At 68.7% G+C, this 16,733-nt stretch carries 13 protein-coding genes; 7 read left to right on the top strand and 6 right to left on the bottom strand.

What is annotated here, in order from left to right; translation table 11 throughout:
- The first annotated feature begins 71 nt into the window (after positions 1-71).
- From AC0KUR_RS30885 to AC0KUR_RS30870, 4 genes are all read left to right on the top strand, one after another.
- Positions 72-1,574 carry a cobyric acid synthase gene (locus AC0KUR_RS30885; RefSeq protein WP_124670964.1) on the top strand — a complete coding sequence of 501 codons (1,503 nt, stop codon included), beginning with the start codon at positions 72-74 and terminating at the stop codon, positions 1,572-1,574.
- 82 nt (positions 1,575-1,656) lie between these two features.
- On the top strand, positions 1,657-1,794 hold the full coding sequence (locus AC0KUR_RS30880) for a hypothetical protein (RefSeq protein WP_167361873.1): 138 nt from the start codon (positions 1,657-1,659) through the stop codon (positions 1,792-1,794).
- A gap of 150 nt (positions 1,795-1,944) precedes the next feature.
- Positions 1,945-2,358, top strand: a complete 414-nt coding sequence (locus AC0KUR_RS30875; protein ID WP_049028495.1) for a DoxX family protein — start codon at positions 1,945-1,947, stop codon at positions 2,356-2,358.
- 137 nt (positions 2,359-2,495) lie between these two features.
- Positions 2,496-3,164, top strand: a complete 669-nt coding sequence (locus AC0KUR_RS30870; protein ID WP_049028496.1) for a ParA family protein — start codon at positions 2,496-2,498, stop codon at positions 3,162-3,164.
- Positions 3,165-3,256: 92 nt separating this feature from the next.
- On the opposite strand, the gene panD is transcribed toward AC0KUR_RS30870, so the two are convergent.
- From panD to AC0KUR_RS30850, 4 genes are all read right to left on the bottom strand, one after another.
- Positions 3,257-3,643, bottom strand: coding sequence for an aspartate 1-decarboxylase (gene panD / locus AC0KUR_RS30865; protein WP_031398432.1), 387 nt, complete (start codon positions 3,641-3,643; stop codon positions 3,257-3,259).
- Between the two features lie 44 nt (positions 3,644-3,687).
- The gene (gene panC, locus AC0KUR_RS30860) at positions 3,688-4,527 is read right to left on the bottom strand and encodes a pantoate--beta-alanine ligase (protein WP_034186335.1); all 840 of its coding nucleotides are present in this window, start codon (positions 4,525-4,527) and stop codon (positions 3,688-3,690) included.
- Between the two features lie 260 nt (positions 4,528-4,787).
- The gene (locus AC0KUR_RS30855; RefSeq protein ID WP_034186260.1) at positions 4,788-5,660 is read right to left on the bottom strand and encodes a segregation and condensation protein A; all 873 of its coding nucleotides are present in this window, start codon (positions 5,658-5,660) and stop codon (positions 4,788-4,790) included.
- Between the two features lie 4 nt (positions 5,661-5,664).
- On the bottom strand, positions 5,665-5,853 hold the full coding sequence (locus AC0KUR_RS30850) for a DUF3460 family protein (RefSeq protein WP_006478107.1): 189 nt from the start codon (positions 5,851-5,853) through the stop codon (positions 5,665-5,667).
- A 248-nt stretch (positions 5,854-6,101) separates the two neighbouring features.
- On the opposite strand from AC0KUR_RS30850, the gene AC0KUR_RS30845 reads away from it, so the two are divergent.
- Positions 6,102-7,916 carry an autotransporter assembly complex protein TamA gene (locus AC0KUR_RS30845; protein WP_059560374.1) on the top strand — a complete coding sequence of 605 codons (1,815 nt, stop codon included), beginning with the start codon at positions 6,102-6,104 and terminating at the stop codon, positions 7,914-7,916.
- Positions 7,917-7,944: 28 nt separating this feature from the next.
- Positions 7,945-12,018 carry a translocation/assembly module TamB domain-containing protein gene (locus AC0KUR_RS30840; RefSeq protein WP_473376828.1) on the top strand — a complete coding sequence of 1,358 codons (4,074 nt, stop codon included), beginning with the start codon at positions 7,945-7,947 and terminating at the stop codon, positions 12,016-12,018.
- A 60-nt stretch (positions 12,019-12,078) separates the two neighbouring features.
- On the opposite strand, the gene metG is transcribed toward AC0KUR_RS30840, so the two are convergent.
- Together metG and AC0KUR_RS30830 are read right to left on the bottom strand one after the other, a co-directional pair.
- Entirely contained in the window at positions 12,079-14,235 is a 2,157-nt protein-coding gene (metG, locus tag AC0KUR_RS30835) for a methionine--tRNA ligase (protein ID WP_034186257.1), read from the bottom strand.
- A 376-nt stretch (positions 14,236-14,611) separates the two neighbouring features.
- Entirely contained in the window at positions 14,612-15,256 is a 645-nt protein-coding gene (locus AC0KUR_RS30830; RefSeq protein ID WP_034186256.1) for a YiaD family glycine zipper/OmpA-like lipoprotein, read from the bottom strand.
- Between the two features lie 351 nt (positions 15,257-15,607).
- Here AC0KUR_RS30830 and apbC point away from each other — a divergent pair, with 351 nt between their 5' ends.
- Entirely contained in the window at positions 15,608-16,699 is a 1,092-nt protein-coding gene (apbC, locus tag AC0KUR_RS30825) for an iron-sulfur cluster carrier protein ApbC (protein WP_034186255.1), read from the top strand.
- Positions 16,700-16,733 lie beyond the last annotated feature (34 nt).

The raw sequence follows: 16,733 nt of genomic DNA, 5'->3' as shown, positions 1-16,733 counted from the left end.
GTGATTGTAACGGCGCGCGCGACCCGTCGCGGGCGATAATGCGGCCTTTGCTTAGCGACGACCTTGACACGATGAATGCACCCGAGCCGCGGCCGCGCGGCACGCTGATGATCCAGGGCACGACGTCCGATGCGGGCAAGAGTACGCTCGTCGCGGGTCTGTGCCGCCTCGCGCGCCGCGCCGGCGCACGCGTGGCGCCGTTCAAGCCGCAGAACATGGCGCTCAATAGCGCGGTGACGGCCGACGGCGGCGAGATCGGTCGCGCGCAGGCGCTGCAGGCGCTGGCTGCGGGCGTCGCGCCGCATACGGATTTCAACCCCGTGCTGCTGAAGCCGACGAGCGACCGCGGTGCGCAGGTGATCATTCACGGCAAGGCGCGCATGAACCTCGACGCGCGCGCGTATCACGACTACAAGCCGGTCGCGTTCGATGCGGTGCTCGAGTCCTATGCACGCCTGCGCGCCGGTTACGACACGGTGATCGTCGAAGGCGCCGGCAGCCCGGCCGAGATCAACCTGCGCGAAGGCGACATCGCGAACATGGGCTTCGCCGAACGCGTCGACTGTCCCGTCGTGCTGGTCGCCGACATCGACCGTGGCGGCGTGTTCGCGCATCTGGTCGGCACGCTCGCGTGCCTGTCGGACAGCGAACGCGCACGCGTGCGCGGTTTCGTGATCAATCGCTTCCGCGGCGACATCCGGCTGCTCGAGCCGGGGCTCGACTGGCTGCGCGCGCAGACGGGCAAGCCCGTGTTCGGCGTGCTGCCGTACCTGCACGGGCTGTTGCTCGACGCCGAGGACATGCTGCCCGCGCAGGCGCGCAGCGCCGCCGCGCGCGGCGATGCCGGCGTGCTGCGCGTCGTGGTGCCCGCGCTGCCGCGCATCAGCAACCACACCGATTTCGATCCGTTGCGGGCGCACCCGCAGGTGGAATTCACGTACTGGAAGAGCGGCCCCGTGCCGGACGCCGACCTGCTGATCCTGCCCGGTTCGAAGAGCGTGCAGCGCGATCTCGCATGGTTGCGCGACGCGGGCTGGGAGGCGGTGATCCGTCGCCACCTGCGCTACGGCGGCAAGGTGATCGGCATCTGCGGCGGGATGCAGATGCTCGGGCGCACGCTCGACGATCCGCTCGGCCTCGAAGGCGCGCCCGGCAGCGTGCCGGGGCTCGCGCTGCTCGATTTCGACACGACGCTGCGGCCCGACAAGACGCTGAAGAACGTGACGGGGCACCTCGCGCTGCCGGGCGGCGGCGCCGTGCGCGGCTACGAGATCCACATGGGTGACACGCGCGGGCCCGCGCTCGCGGCGCCCGCGCTGACGCTGGCAGCCGGCGGCACGCAGGACGGCGCGCGGCCGGACGGGGCGGTGTCCGCGGACGGCCAGATCCTCGCGACCTACGTGCACGGGCTGTTCGACGCGCCCGACGCCTGCGCGGCGCTGCTCGCCTGGGCCGGGCTCGACGGCGCGGCGCGCATCGACTATCCGGCGCTGCGCGAGGCATCGCTCGAGCGGCTGGCCGACACGTTCGCCGACCATCTCGATCTCGACGCGCTGTACGCCGAATTTCGTTGACGCGCGGGCGGCCGGCTCTCGCTTTTTCCGCCCGATCGCGTACAACAGAGGAGGGCGGAGGTCCGCCCGGAGGTGTGCGACGATGAAGGCTCGATGGTGGTGGAGCGTGCTGCTCGCGGCGCTGCTGGGCGTGTCGGCGGTGGCGCACGCATGCGATTCGCCGGCGCCCGGCGGCCCGTCCGGCTCGGGCGACGCGACTCAAGGCAAGCGCGGCTACTGACGTATCGCAACGGGCATGATCGGTCATGCCCTTTTTTTTAATCCGATTCGCTCCTGTTTGGAGATAGTTAAAGCGAATTGGCGTGTTTATCGGTCGAAATGATTCGAATAGAGTGCGATCCATTCTCATCCACTCATGAAGGAATCCGCCATGAACGCCAATCGCCTGAACGATTTCGCCGCGACACTGTTGCGAGTCACGCTCGGTGTGCTGTACCTCGCGCACGTCGCGCAGAAGGTGTTCGTCTTCACGCTGCCCGGCACCGCGCAGTTTTTCGCGTCGATCGGCCTGCCGGGCTGGCTCGCCTACCTGACGACGTTCGTCGAGCTGGCGGGCGGCCTCGCGCTGCTCGCGGGCGTGCGCGTGCGCGTCGCCGCGCTCGTGTTGCTGCCGTTCATGCTCGGCGCGACCGCCGCCCATCTGCCGAACGGCTGGAGCTTCGCGTCGCCGCACGGCGGCTGGGAATATCCGGCGTTCTGGGCCGTCACGCTGGCCGTGCAGGCGCTGCTGGGCGGCGGCGCGTTCGCGATCGGCGCGCCGGAGGCCGCGGTCCGGCGCGCGTAAGTCGGACGAAAGTGGTGTGCGGATCGGCGCAACCCGTTCCGGTGACACCCCGTTTGCCGATATCATCGCTCCCTGTATCCGCAATCGAGCGGCGCCAGCCATGCGGCCGGCGCCGCGTGGCTTCTTCGGGGGAATTCATGACGGTGATCGTGGTGGCGAATCCGAAGGGCGGCGTGGGCAAGAGCACGCTGTCCACCAATCTTGCCGGTTATTTCGCGGCGCAGGGCGCATGGGTCGCGCTCGCCGACCTGGACCGGCAGCAGTCCGCGCATGCGTGGCTCGACCTGCGGCCGGCCGGCCTGCCGCCGATCGAGGCGTGGGATCTCGACCCGGACGCGCCGTCGAAGCCGCCGCGCGGCCTCGAATATGCGGTGATCGACACGCCGGCGGGCCTGCACGGCACCCGCCTCAACCTCGCGCTGCAACTGGCCGACAAGGTGATCGTGCCGCTGCAGCCGTCGATGTTCGATATTCTCGCGACCCAGCAGTTTCTGGAGCGCCTGGCCGGCGAGAAGGCCGTGCGCAAGGGCAGCGTCGAGGTCGGGATCGTCGGGATGCGGGTCGACGCGCGCACGCGCTCGTCCGACCAGCTGCACCGCTTCGTCGAAGGGCTCGGCCTGCCGGTGCTCGGCTACGTGCGCGACACGCAGAACTACGTGCAGATCGCCGCGCACGGCCTGACGCTGTGGGACGTCGCGAAGAGCCGCGTCGAGAAGGATCTCGAACAGTGGCGGCCGATCGTCGAATGGGCCGAGCGCCGGCCGCCGAAGGCGGAAAAGGCCGAGAAGATCGCCAAGGCCTCCTGAGCGCGCAGCCGCCGCGCACGCACGACGAAACGAAAAGGGCCGGATCCCGTGCAGTGCGGGATCCGGCCCTTTGTCCGTGGGCGGCAGCCGGGTTACGTCCAGTTCTGCGTCGGCACGTGATCGCGGTGGCCCTTGATCTTGTTGCCGTCGTCGATGAACACGAGCTTCGGCTTCCAGCCGGCCTGCAGTTCGGCTTCGTCGACCATCGCGAACGCTGCAATGATCACGAGGTCGCCGAGCTGCGCGCGGCGCGCGGCCGAGCCGTTCAGCGAGATCATCCCGCTGCCGCGCTCGCCCTTGATCGCATACGTCGAGAAGCGCTCGCCGTTGTTGATGTTCCAGATGTCGATCCGTTCGTTTTCGACGATGTTCGAGGCTTCGAGCAGGTCTTCGTCGATCGCGCACGAACCTTCGTAGTGCAGTTCGCAGTGCGTGACCGCCGCACGGTGGATCTTCGATTTGAGCATGTGGCGCTGCATGGTGTCTCCGTGATGCGATATGAGAGGCGCGGGCGGGCCGCCCGTCAGATTTCCAGGTTGTCGATGAGGCGCGTCGCGCCGAGCTTCGCGGCCGCGAGCACGACGAGCGGCTCGCCGGCCTCGAGTTCGGCGGCGCTCGGCGCGATCAGGTTCGCGCGGCGACGGATCGACAGGTAGTCGGGCGCCCAGCCGCGCTCGGCCAGGTGCGTGCGCGCCTGTTGCTCGAGCTTGCCGAGATCGCGCTCGCCGCCGAGCACGCTTTCGCGCATGCGCTGCAGCGTCTTCGCGAGCTCCGGCGCTTCCTTGCGCTCGTCGGTCGACAGGTAGCGGTTGCGCGACGACAGCGCGAGGCCGTCCTCGTCGCGCACGGTTTCGGCGGCGATGATGTCGACCGGCAGCGCGAGCTGCTGGCACATGCGGCGCACGATCATCAGCTGCTGGTAGTCCTTCTTGCCGAACACGGCGACGCGCGGCTGCACGCAGGCCATCAGCTTCGACACGACCGTGCATACACCGGTGAAGAAGCCGGGCCGGAACTCGCCTTCGAGGATGCCGCCGAGATCGTCCGGCGGCATCACGCGGTATTCCTGCGGTTCCGGGTACATGTCGCGCTCGGTCGGCGCGAACAGCACGTAGACGTTTTCCTTCTGGAGCTTCTCGATATCGTCCTGCAGCGTGCGCGGGTACTTGTCGAAATCCTCGTTCGGGCCGAACTGCAGCCGGTTGACGAAGATGCTCGCCACGACCGGGTCGCCGTGCTGGCGCGCGAGACGCATCAGCGACAGGTGCCCTTCGTGCAGGTTGCCCATCGTCGGCACGAACGCCGTGCGGTTCTGTCCGCGCAGCTGGTCGCGCAGTTCCTGGATCGAGCTGATGACTTTCATGATCGGGTAGCGGGTTTCCTCGCGCATGCGCGCGTTGGCGCCGCGGCAGCGGCGTCGGGGTCGAAGCGGAGCACGCCGGCGCGCGGGCGGCGCATCGGCGTCGGCGGATTGTAGAGGATTTGGCCGCCGGACGCACCGATAAAAGAACGATCGTTCACTTTTTATCCGGGCGTGGCGGAAACCCGCCCGACGGCCAGCCGCCGCGGCGCGGCGGCGAGCGTGGCGAGGCGCCGGGGAACGGTAAGCGGCGGGGGCGGGTGTTACGCGGGCAGGTACGCGAGGCGCACGTAGATCGGCGCGAACGGTTCGGGCTGCGTGATCTCGACGAGCGATTCGCGTGCGAGTTCGAGCATCGCGATGAAGTTCACGACGACGACCGGCACGCCGCGCGACGTGTCGAACAGGTCGGCGAACTCCATGAAGCGCGCGTTCTGCAGCCGGCGCAGGATCAGGCTCATGTGCTCGCGCACCGACAACTCCTCGCGGGAGATCTTGTGGTGCTGGACGAGCTTCGCGCGCTTGAGCACGTCGGCCCATGCGGCGCGCAGGTCGTCCGAGTTCACGTCGGGGAAGCGCGGCGTGATGCTCTGCTCGATGTAGACCTCGGCGCGCAGGAAGTCCCGGCCGAGCTGCGGCAACTGGTCGAGCCGCTGCGCGGCAAGCTTCATCTGCTCGTATTCGAGCAGGCGGCGCACGAGTTCGGCGCGCGGATCTTCCGCTTCCTCGCCGGTGTCGGCCTTCTTGACCGGCAGCAGCATCCGCGACTTGATCTCGATCAGCATCGCGGCCATCAGCAGGTACTCGGCCGCCAGCTCGAGGTTCGACGTGCGGATCTGGTCGACATAACCCAGATACTGCGCGGTGACCTGCGCCATCGGGATGTCGAGCACGTTGAAGTTCTGCTTGCGGATCAGGTACAGCAGCAGGTCGAGCGGGCCCTCGAACGTCTCGAGGAAGATCTCGAGCGCATCGGGCGGGATGTACAGATCCTGCGGCAGCTTGAAGAGCGGCTCGCCGTACAGGCGAGCGAACGCCGCGACACCGTCGACCGTGTCGGGCGTCGAATCGGCGCCCGCGGGCGCGGCGATCGCGTCGTCCTGCCGGGCGGCGCTGGCCTCGTCGGCGGCGCTCACGTCGTCAGAAGTTCTGGTAGTAGACGTACGACGTTTGCTTCACGCGCGATTCCTGCTGCTCGGCGCGCTCTTCGAGATCGATCGGCTGCTTGTCCCACAGCAGGGAACGGCCCTTGCGCTGCTCTTCTTCGAGCGTCGGCTTCTGCTGCTTGAGCTGGTTCAGGAATTGCGTGACGTCGGACTGGTACGGCATGGCTGGATCTTCCGTTTCGGGCGGCGCACGATGCGCCGGATTCGCGATGACGGGATTTTACCGCATCGCGGGGAACAGCCGGCGCCAATCGCGCGTCGAATCCGCGGGTCGGCCGCCGGCGTGCGGGGTTCGGCGGTCGTGCCGGACCCTGCACTCTTTCACAATCGTTTGGCTTTGGCGCCCGCGCCCTGTGGTCAAATACAGGGTTTTCCACGAAACCGTAACAATCCAGGACGGCGAGGTCATATTTGGCGGGGCAGTCGAACCAGCAAGCACCTACGGTGCATCACGCGGGCCCGCGCGTGGCGCGCGGTCGCGCCGGCGCCGCGGCCGGCATCGCGCGGGCGGCCCTCGCCGGGTGCCTCGCCGCGTGCTTCGCGCTGCCGGCCCACGCGAAGTACGACGTCGACATCGACGCGCCGCGCTCGATCCGCAAGCTCCTCAAGTCGCATCTCGATATCGCGCGCTTCGCGAAGCGCGACGACATCAGCGACGACCAGTTCGACTTCCTCGTGACCGCCACGCCGCAGCAGGTGCGCGACCTGACCGCGACGGCCGGCTATTTCTCGCCGGTCGTGCGGACCGACGTGCGCACGCGCGACGGCAAGCGCGACGTGCGCATCGCGGTCGATCCGGGGAAGCAGACCGTCGTGTCGACGGTCGACCTGACGTTCAAGGGGCCCGTCGACACCGAGGATCCGAAGCAGGAGGCCGCGACCCGTTTCGCGTTCTCGCTGAAGCCGGGCGACCCGTTCACGCAGTCCGACTGGGACGGCGCGAAGGACGCGGCGCTCAGGCAGCTGCAGTCGCGCCGTTATCTCGGCGCGAAGATCGCGTCGTCCGAGGCACGCATCGATCCGCGCACGCAGCGCGCGACGCTCGCGGTCACGTTCGACAGCGGCCCGACGTTCACGATCGGCAAGGTCGACGTGGACGGCGTGCGCCGCTATCCGGAGAAGATCGTCACGAACGTCAATCCGCTGTCGGAAGGCGAGATCTACGACGTGCGACGGATCACCGAACTGCAGCGGCAGTTGCAGAACACGCCGTACTACGCGAGCGTCGCGATCGACGTCGGCGACGATACGTCGAAGCCCGAGCGCACGCCCGTGCACGTGAAGGTCAGCGAGTTCCCGTACAACAACATCCGCGGCGGCGTCGGCTTCGCCACCGATACCGGGCCGCACGTGCAGGGCTCCTACACGTATCTCGACACGTTCGGCGCCGCGTGGCCGCTGACGGTGTCGGGCCGGCTCGACCAGATCCAGCAGTACGGGCAGGTCCAGCTGTCGATGCCGCCGGGCGAGAAGGGCTGGACCAACAGCGTGCTCGCGTCCTATACGAATACCAACGTGTCGGACACGCGCATCTACAGTGCGCGGGTCGGCGCGCAGCGCACGCGCACCGGCCAGTTCATCGACTATTCGTATTCGCTGATGTTCTACCAGGACCGGCTCGACCAGAACAGCGCGGGGCCGACCACGAGCCGCGCGCTGGTGCCGCAATGGGCGTGGACGCGCCGCAACGTCGACGATCCGCTGTTCCCGCGTTCGGGGAACCTGATCCACGCGGAGGCCGGCTTCGCGGTGAAGGGCGTGCTGACCGACCAGAGCTTCATCCGCGGCTACGCGCGCGGGCAGCAGTACCTGCCGGTCGGCAAGCGTGACCTGTTCGTGTTCCGCGCGGAGCTCGGCGGCGTGTTCACGAGCGGCAGCTCGACCGGCGTGCCGGCGTCGCTGCTGTTCCGCGCGGGCGGCTCGAACTCGGTGCGCGGCTACGGTTACCAGAGCATCGGCAACAGCGTGGGCGGCTCCGTGCTGCCCACCAAGTACCTGATGACGGGCACCGCCGAATACCAGCACTGGTTCAACCGCGACTGGGGCGCCGCGACCTTCTTCGACATCGGCACCGCGACCGATGCGTGGGGCGAGCGCGTGTTCTACCCGGGTGTCGGCGTCGGCGCGCGCTGGCGCAGCCCCGTCGGCCCGATCAACGTCGACGTCGCGTACGGGCTGCGCAACCATAGCGTGCGCCCGTACCTGACGCTCGGCATCGCTTTCTGACCGTACCGCTACATCGACGACGAACCGCATGACGAAGGACCCGAACGACACGCCGCCGCCTCACGATCCGGACTCGCCCGACGGCGCGCCCGACACGCCGCCGCGCGCGCCGCGCCGCGGCCGGGTGGTGCGCATCGCCGCATGGACGTTCGCGACGGTCGTGCTGCTCGTCGTGCTGGCGCTGGGGCTCGTGCTGGGCGCGGTGACGACCGAGCGCGGCACGCGGCTCGCGTGGCAGGTGGCCGGGCACGTGCTCGGCACCCGGCTTGCGGGGACGCTGGAAGGCGGCTCGCTCGCGACCGGCGTGCGGCTGCGCGGCTTCGCGTGGACGAGCCCCGACGGGTCGGGCACCGAGGTTCGGATCGACCGGCTCGACGGCCGCTGGGCGCTCACGCGTGCGCCGTGGCGGCTGTCGATCGCCTATCTGCGCGCCGGCACGATCGACGTGCGGATCGCGCCGGGGCCGTCGACGCCGGGCACGACGCCGCAGGACCTGAGCCTGCCGCTGCAGTTGCGGATCGACGACCTGCGCGTCGATCACCTCGCGATCCACGACGGCGGCTCGACGACGCAGCTCGATCACCTCGCGCTGAGCGGCCGCAGCGACGGGCGCCACCACGAACTCGTGCTCGACGGCGTCGATACGCCGTACGGCGCGCTGACCGCGCGCGCGAAGCTCGACGGCATGAAGCCGTTCGCGCTGAGCGGCGAGGCGACCTACGCCGGCAAGCTGTCGGACGAGCCGGTCGACGCGCGGGCCCGCGTGTCGGGCTCGCTCGAAGCGCTCGTCGCCGACGTCGACGCGAGCGGGATGAAGCTGAACGGGCGTGCGCACGTCGAAGCGGCGCCGTTCGGCGACGTGCCGCTCACGCGCGCATCGCTCGCATTCGATCACGTGAACCCGCAGGCGCTTTCGCCCGGCGCACCGGCGGCCGATCTCGCGGTACGCGCGGCACTCGCGCCGGTGACCGCGCCGGCCGGCGCGGCGCCCGTGAAGGGGTTCGCGGTGACGGGCCCCGTGTCGATCGTCAACGCGAAACCGGGCACGCTCGGCGACCATCTGCTGCCGGTGATCGATGCGCATGCGAACGTGCATCTCGACGCGCACGCGCAGCGGATCGACGATCTCGCGCTGAAACTGATCCGCGACGGCAGCGTGACGGGCAACGGCACGCTGAAGGGCGGCAAGGGCCGCTTCGACCTGAAGGTCGCGAACCTCGACCTGAACGCGTTCGTCGCCGAGCTGCGGCCGATGCGTCTCGGCGGCCCGCTCGGCGTGACGCTCGCGGGCGACGCGACGACCGTCGACTTCAACCTGAACGACCCGAAGCTCGCGCTCGGCGCGCGCGCGAAAGTCGCGCTGACGCCGCAGCAGACCGTGCTGACCGATGCGCGCGTGACGGCCGGCAAGGGGCGTATCGACCTGACGGGCGTGTTCCGCCACGACGCGCATTCGAGCTACGACGCGAAGGCGACGCTGACGGCGTTCGATCCGCTGCTGCTCGCCGCGATGAGCGCCCCGCAGGCCGGCGGCGGCAAGGCGCCCGCCAAGGCGGCCAAGGCGCCGACCAAGCACGGCGAGACGCGCGTGTCGGGCACGCTGACGGCGTCGGGCGCGTTCGCGCCGCAGGTCTCGACGAAGGCGACCTTCAAGCTCGGCGACAGCCTGTACGACGGCGTGCCGCTGACCGGCGCCGGCGTCGTGCAGCTCGCCGGTTCGCGGATCCTGCCGAGCAACGCGAACCTGTCGATCGCGGGCAACCACGTCGACCTGCGCGGCAGCTTCGGCGCGCCCGGCGACCGGCTGCGCTTCGTCGTCGACGCGCCGCAGCTCGACCGGCTCGGCTTCGGCATCGAAGGGCTCGTGCAGGCGCAGGGCGACCTGACGGGCAGCTTCGCGCATCCGAACGTGACGGCCACCTACAAGGCCGAGCGCGTCGTCGTCGGTTCGAACCGGATCGGCGCCGCGCAAGGCCGCGCGGACATCCGCGACGGCGCGCACGGCGCACTCGTGTTCACGGCCGACGCGACCGACATCGCGCTCGGGTCGTTCAAGCTGAAATCGCTGCGCGCGAACCTCGACGGCACGCGCGCGAAACATACGCTCGACGCGTCGGCGCTCGGGATGGCCGACGGCCGCGTGATCGACCTGACGCTCGCGGCGAATGGCGGCGTGGTCGAGAATCGCGACGGGATGCGCTGGGACGGTACCGTCACGCGTCTGGCCAATCGCGGTACGCCGGCCGTCGCGCTGCAGGCGCCGCTGACGGTGTCGGCCGGCGCCGGCCGCGTGACGCTCGGCGCGACGCGGCTCACGCTCGAAGGCGCGGCGATCGACCTGAAGTCGTTCGTGTTCGATCACGGCCAGATGCGCTCGGCCGGTTCGGTGAGCGGCGTGTCGGTCGCGCGGTTCCTCGAGGTTCGCCAGGAACTGACCGGCCAGCGGCCGCCGGTGCGGACCGACGTCGTGCTCGATGCCGACTGGGATTTCTCGCTCGGCACGAACGCGACGGGCCACGTGCAGGTGAAGCGCCGCGGCGGCGACGTGACGATCGAGAGCGGGCGCGGCATCGCGTCGCTCGGGCTCACCGACCTGTCCGCGCGCGCGAGCTTCACACCCGGCAACCGGCTCAACGTGACGGCGCTCGCGAAGGCGAGCCGGATCGGCACGCTCGATGCGAACGTCACGGTGCCGTTCGCGCTGCGCGACGGCGTGTTCGGGGTCGTCAACGACGGCCCGCTGTCGGGCCGCATCGACGCCGACATTCCGGCGCTGAAGACGACCGGCAACCTGTTCGGGCCGAGCTATCTGCTGGGCGGGCGCGCGGCGCTGAAGCTGACGGTCGCCGGCACGCCCGCGAAGCCGAACCTGTCGGGGATGCTGACGGGCGACGATTTGTCCGCGACGCTGATCGACCAGGGCGTGCAGCTGAAGGACGGCATCGTGCGCGTGAAGCTGTCGGACAACCTCGTCGAATTCCAGCAGGTCGAGTTCCACGGCGGCGACGGCACGCTGCGCGCGCTCGGCCGCGTGCGCCTCGACGGCGAGGCGCCCGACCTGACCGCGAGCATCGTCGCGGACAAGCTCGAACTGTTCGCGGCGCCGGACCGCAAGCTGTCGCTGTCGGGCAAGGCGACCGTCGCGAACGACGGGCCGCGCGGCGCGCTGTCGATCGACGGCAAGTTCGTGGTCGACCGCGCGCTGTTCGACCTGCCCGAGGAATCGGCGCCACACCTGTCCGACGACGTCGTGATCGTGCAGCCGGACGGCACGGTGCGCGGCGAGACGCCCACCGGCACCGCGGCCGCGAAGCCGAAGCCGGCCGGGGACAAGCCGGCGCCGTCGCTGGCGCCGCGCGCGAACATCGACATCGGCCTCGGCAACAACTTCCGCTTCAAGGGCCACGGCGCCGATCTCGGGCTGCGCGGCACGATCACCGTGATGAGCGCGCCGGGCGTGCCGTTGCGCGCGGTCGGCAACGTGCGCGTGACCGAAGGCTCGACGTACACGTCGTTCGGCCGCAAGCTCGCGATCGAGAACGGCTTCTTCACGTTCAACGGCCCGGTGTCGAACCCGGGCGTCAACATCCTCGCGATGCGGCGCAACCAGGAGGTCGAGGCCGGCGTGCAGGTGACGGGCACGATCCAGTTGCTGACGGTCAAGCTCGTGTCGGAGCCGAACGTCACGGACAACGAAAAGCTGTCGTGGCTGCTGTTCGGGCACGGTACCGACCAGGGCAACAACGTCGGCCAGCAGGGTGCGATGACGGCGGCGCTCGGGCTGCTCGGCAGCGTGACCGGCAAGCGCGTCGCGCAGACCTTCGGCCTCGACGAGGTCTCGGTCGGCCGCAGCGAAGTCGGCCTGACCGATCCGCAGGTCGTGCTGGTGTCGAAGGCGATCAACGAGCGGTTCGTGCTCGGCTTCGAGCAGGGGCTGCAGTCGGCGAGCAACGCGTTCAAGGCGACGATCAACCTGACGCGCTTCTGGTCGGTGTCCGCGTACGGCGGCACGTTCCAGGGCGTCGACCTGAACTACACGCGTCGTTTCGACCGGTGGTTCGGCAGCGACGCCGCGCGCACGCGGCGTTCCGAGCAGCCATGAAAAAAACCCCGCACGATGCGTGCGGGGTTTTTCTCTTGCGCAAGCGGCGGCGCGTGCGGCTTACTTCACGCGCATGCCGGGCTTCGCGCCGCTGTGCGGCTCGAGGATGTAGAGGCCCGGCTCCGCCTTCTCGTCGGTGGCCGACGCGGCGAGCACCATCCCTTCGGACAGGCCGAACTTCATCTTGCGCGGCGCGAGGTTCGCGACCATCACCGTCAGCTTGCCGACGAGCTGCTCGGGCTGGTAGGCGGACTTGATGCCCGAGAACACGTTGCGGGTCTTTTCCTCGCCGACGTCGAGCGTGAGCTGCAGCAGCTTGTCCGAGCCTTCGACCGCCTGGCACGCGACGATCTTCGCGATGCGCAGGTCGATCTTCGCGAAATCGTCGATCGAGATCGGTGCGTCGTCGGCGCCGTTCACGGCCGCCTGCTTCGCGTTCGCCTTGGCATTGTTCTTCGCGTCCTTCGCGGCGTTGGCGCCCGCGGCGGCCGCGCCGGTGGCCTCGGCCTGCAGCGAATCGCGGTTCGCGGCGAGCAGCGCCTCGATCTGCTTCGCGTCGACGCGCGTCATCAGGTGCTGGTACGCCTTGATCGGCTGCGCCGACGACAGCGGCTTCGCGGCATCGGCCCACGCGAGCGGCGCGATGCCGAAGAATGCCTCGACGGCTTCGGCGACGCGCGGCATCACCGGCTTCAGCGCGAGCGACAGCAGACGGAACGACTCGAGGCTCACGCTGCAGGTTTCATGCAGCGCGACCGCGTTGGCCGGATCCTTCGCGAGATCCCACGGCTTCGCGCCGTCGACGTACGCGTTCACTTCGTCCGCGAGCTCCATCGTGTGGCGCAGCGCGCGGCCGTATTCGCGTGCTTCGTAGTGCGCGGCGATCTGCGGAATCGCGTCGCGCAGCTTCGCGACGAGCGGGTGGTTCATCGCGCTGTCCTGCACGCGGCCGTCGAAACGCTTGATCAGGAAGCCGGCCGCGCGGCTCGCGATGTTCACGTACTTGCCGACGAGGTCGCTGTTCACGCGCGCCTGGAAGTCGTCGAGGTTCAGGTCGATGTCTTCCATCGTCGCGTTCAGCTTCGCGGCGAAGTAGTAGCGCAGCCATTCGGGGTTCAGGCCCGTGTCGATGTAGCTCTGCGCGGTGATGAACGTGCCGCGCGACTTCGACATCTTCGCGCCGTCGACCGTCAGGAAGCCGTGCGCGAACACGTTGGTCGGCGTGCGGTGGCCCGAGAACTCGAGCATGGCCGGCCAGAACAGCGTGTGGAAGTACAGGATGTCCTTGCCGATGAAGTGGTACTGCTCGGCCTTCGAGCCCGGACGAATCCATGCGTCGAAGTCGACGCCGTTGCGATCGCACAGGTTCTTGAAGCTCGCGTAGTAACCGACCGGCGCGTCGAGCCACACGTAGAAATACTTGCCGGGCGCGCCCGGGATCTCGAAGCCGAAATACGGCGCGTCGCGCGAGATGTCCCAGTCGGCGAGCTTGGACTCGCCGGCGTCGCCGAGCCATTCGCGCATCTTGTTGGTCGCTTCGGGTTGCGCGAGGCCGCTCACCCATTCGCGCAGGAACGACTCGCAGCGCGGGTCGGACAGGCGGAAGAAGTAGTGCTTCGACGTCTTGCGCACCGGCGTCGCGCCCGATACGACCGAATACGGGTTCAGCAGTTCGGTGGGCAGGTAGGTCGAACCGCACACTTCGCAGCTGTCGCCGTACTGATCCTTCGCGTGGCACTTCGGGCATTCGCCCTTGATGAAGCGGTCCGGCAGGAACATTTCCTTGACCGGGTCGTACGCCTGCTCGATCTCGCGCTCGGCGATCAGGCCGGCTTCCTGCAGCGCCAGATAGATCTTCTCGCTCAGCACGCGGTTCTCGTCCGAATCGGTCGAGTAGAAGTTGTCGAACGACACGCCGAAGCTGTCGAAGTCGCGCTTGTGTTCGGTCCACACGCGCTCGATCAGCTGCTTCGGGGTCAGGCCTTCCTTCTCCGCGCGCAGCATGATGGGCGTGCCGTGCGTGTCGTCGGCGCCGATGTAGTAGACCTCATGGCCATGCATTCGCAGCGTCCGCACCCAGATGTCGGTCTGGATGTACTCGACCAGGTGGCCGATGTGGATCTGCCCGTTGGCATAGGGCAGTGCGGACGTGACGAGGATCTGGCGGCTGCCTTGCGGCGCCGCAGCCTGCACGGAAGTGAGGTCGGATGCGGACATAGGGTCTGTAGAGGAACAGCGGAAAAACGACGGGAAAGTGCGATTCTAGCAGGGGCGCGCATCGGCGCGGCGGGCGGGCGCCGCGGACCGCGCGCCGGAGGCGGTGGAGCAGCGCAAGCGGCGTGCCCGGTGGTGTTGTGCTGCAGTGCAGCACGAATTCTGCGGGCAAAAAAAACCGGGGCGGATACGGCCCCGGAGCAACAACGACAAGAGGAGAATGGTGACGCGCCGGCAACACCAGCCGCGTACCGTAAATACTGACCACGGCCTGCGACAGAAGTTCGAAAATTTTTTCGATTTGTTACCGGGTCCGCCGGAAGGCTTGTCCGGCGGGGCTGCGCGGGCGGTCTGCCCGCGCCTTCTCCTTGTCGCGTGCTTACTGCGCCTGCGCTGCGCGCAGGTAGATTTCGACGCGGCGGTTCTGTGCGCGGCCGGCTTCGGTCGCGTTGTCCGCGATCGGGTTCGATGCGCCCATGCCTTGCGCCGACAGGCGGCCGGCGTTCACGCCGCGCTGCGCGAGCGCGTTCACGACGCTTTGCGCGCGGTTCTGCGACAGCGTCTGGTTCAGCTGGGCCGAACCCGTGCTGTCGGTGTAGCCGACGATCGAGGCCGTCACTTGCGGGTTCTGGTTCAGCGTCGTGGCCAGGTCGTTCAGCAGCGGCGTGAAGGCCGGCGTGATCGCGTACTGGTTCGTCGCGAACGTGACCGCGCTCGGCACGTTCAGCTTCAGCGAGCCGTCCGGCTGCTCGGTGACCTGCGTGCCCGTCTTCGCTGCCGACGGTGCGAGCTTGTTCTTGATCGCCTGCCAGTTGTAGCCCGTCACGCCGCCGACCAGCGCGCCGACGCCTGCGCCGATCGCCGCGCCCTTGCCGCCGCCCGCCAGCGCGCCGATGCCCGCGCCCAGCGCCGCACCCGTGCCGGTACCGACGGCCGTGTTGTTGCCTTGCTGCGTGGCGCAGCCTGCCAGCAGTGCGCCGGCCAATGCGAAGACGGACAAGCGGGTCGCGATTTTCATGTTCATCTTGGATTCCTCTCTTGGTTGAACGAGTCGACAACGACGACAACAACAGTTACGGCTCCCTGCGCGGGCCGCCCGAAAAAGGAGGGCAGGCCTGCGCTCGCGGCAGCCGCCGAGGCGGCCGCATGCCCTGTCCGCCAGCGTGGCTGTTCGGACAGCGCGACGCGTCAGCCTCTACAATATAGGCGGTGAGTGGCCGATTTGGCCCTATAGCGTGCCGCACGCGAAGAGTGCGCCGGGTTGCGCGTTCGCGCAATGGCATGCAACAGATTCTTTCACTTTTCCCGATTTTCGCAGCGTAATTTGATATTTTTTGACGTTTGCGCGCGAGAAAAACGTTTTCACGGAGTTTCGATGAGCATTGACCGGGCACAAGTCGACGCCGCACTGGCGGCAGTCGTCGACCCCAATACCGGCCGCCCGTATGCGGCGAACAAGGGCGTGCGCAACGTCGCGATCGACGGCGATGTCGTGACGCTCGACGTGGTGCTCGGTTACCCCGCGCGCAGCCAGCACGACGACGTGCGCGCACGCGTCGCCGCGGCGCTGCAGGCCGTGCCGGGCGTGCGCGACGCGCGCGTCGCCGTGTCGCAGGAGATCGTCGCGCACACGGTGCAGCGCGGCGTGAAGCTGTTGCCGAACGTGAAGAACATCGTCGCGGTCGCGTCGGGCAAGGGCGGCGTCGGCAAGAGCACGACGGCCGTGAACCTCGCGCTCGCGCTCGCGGCGGAAGGCGCGTCGGTCGGGATCCTCGATGCCGACATCTACGGTCCGTCGCTGCCGACGATGCTCGGTATCCACGGCCAGCGCCCCGAGTCGCCGGACAACCAGTCGATGAACCCGCTCGTCGGCCACGGGCTGCAGGCGAACTCGATCGGCTTCCTGATCGAGGAAGACAACCCGATGGTGTGGCGCGGCCCGATGGCGACCTCCGCGCTCGAACAGCTGCTGCGCCAGACCAACTGGCGCGAACTCGACTACCTGATCGTCGACATGCCGCCCGGCACCGGCGACATCCAGCTCACGCTCGCGCAGCGCGTGCCCGTCACCGGCGCGGTGATCGTCACGACGCCGCAGGACATCGCGCTGCTCGACGCGAAGAAGGGGCTGAAGATGTTCGAGAAGGTCGGGATTCCGATCCTCGGCATCGTCGAGAACATGAGCATCCACATCTGCTCGAACTGCGGCCACGAAGAGCACATCTTCGGCGCCGGCGGCGCGGAGCGGATGGCGAAGGACTACGACGTGAACGTGCTCGGCAGCCTGCCGCTCGACATCGCGATCCGCGAGCGCGCCGACAGCGGCACGCCGACGGTGGCGGCCGATCCGGACGGCGCGCTGGCGCGCCGCTACCGCGATATCGCGCGCGGCGTCGCGCTGGCGATTGCCGAGCGATCGCGCGACATGACGTCGAAGTTCCCGTCGATCGTTGTTCAAAATACGTAAAACCCTTGCGGGGCGGGGCCTTACGCTGTTTACG

It is taken from the genome of Burkholderia sp. YHN3-13 (genome assembly GCF_055810675.1).
The sequence above is the reverse complement of the archived record's forward strand: the minus strand, read 5'-3'. Positions and strand labels throughout refer to the sequence as shown.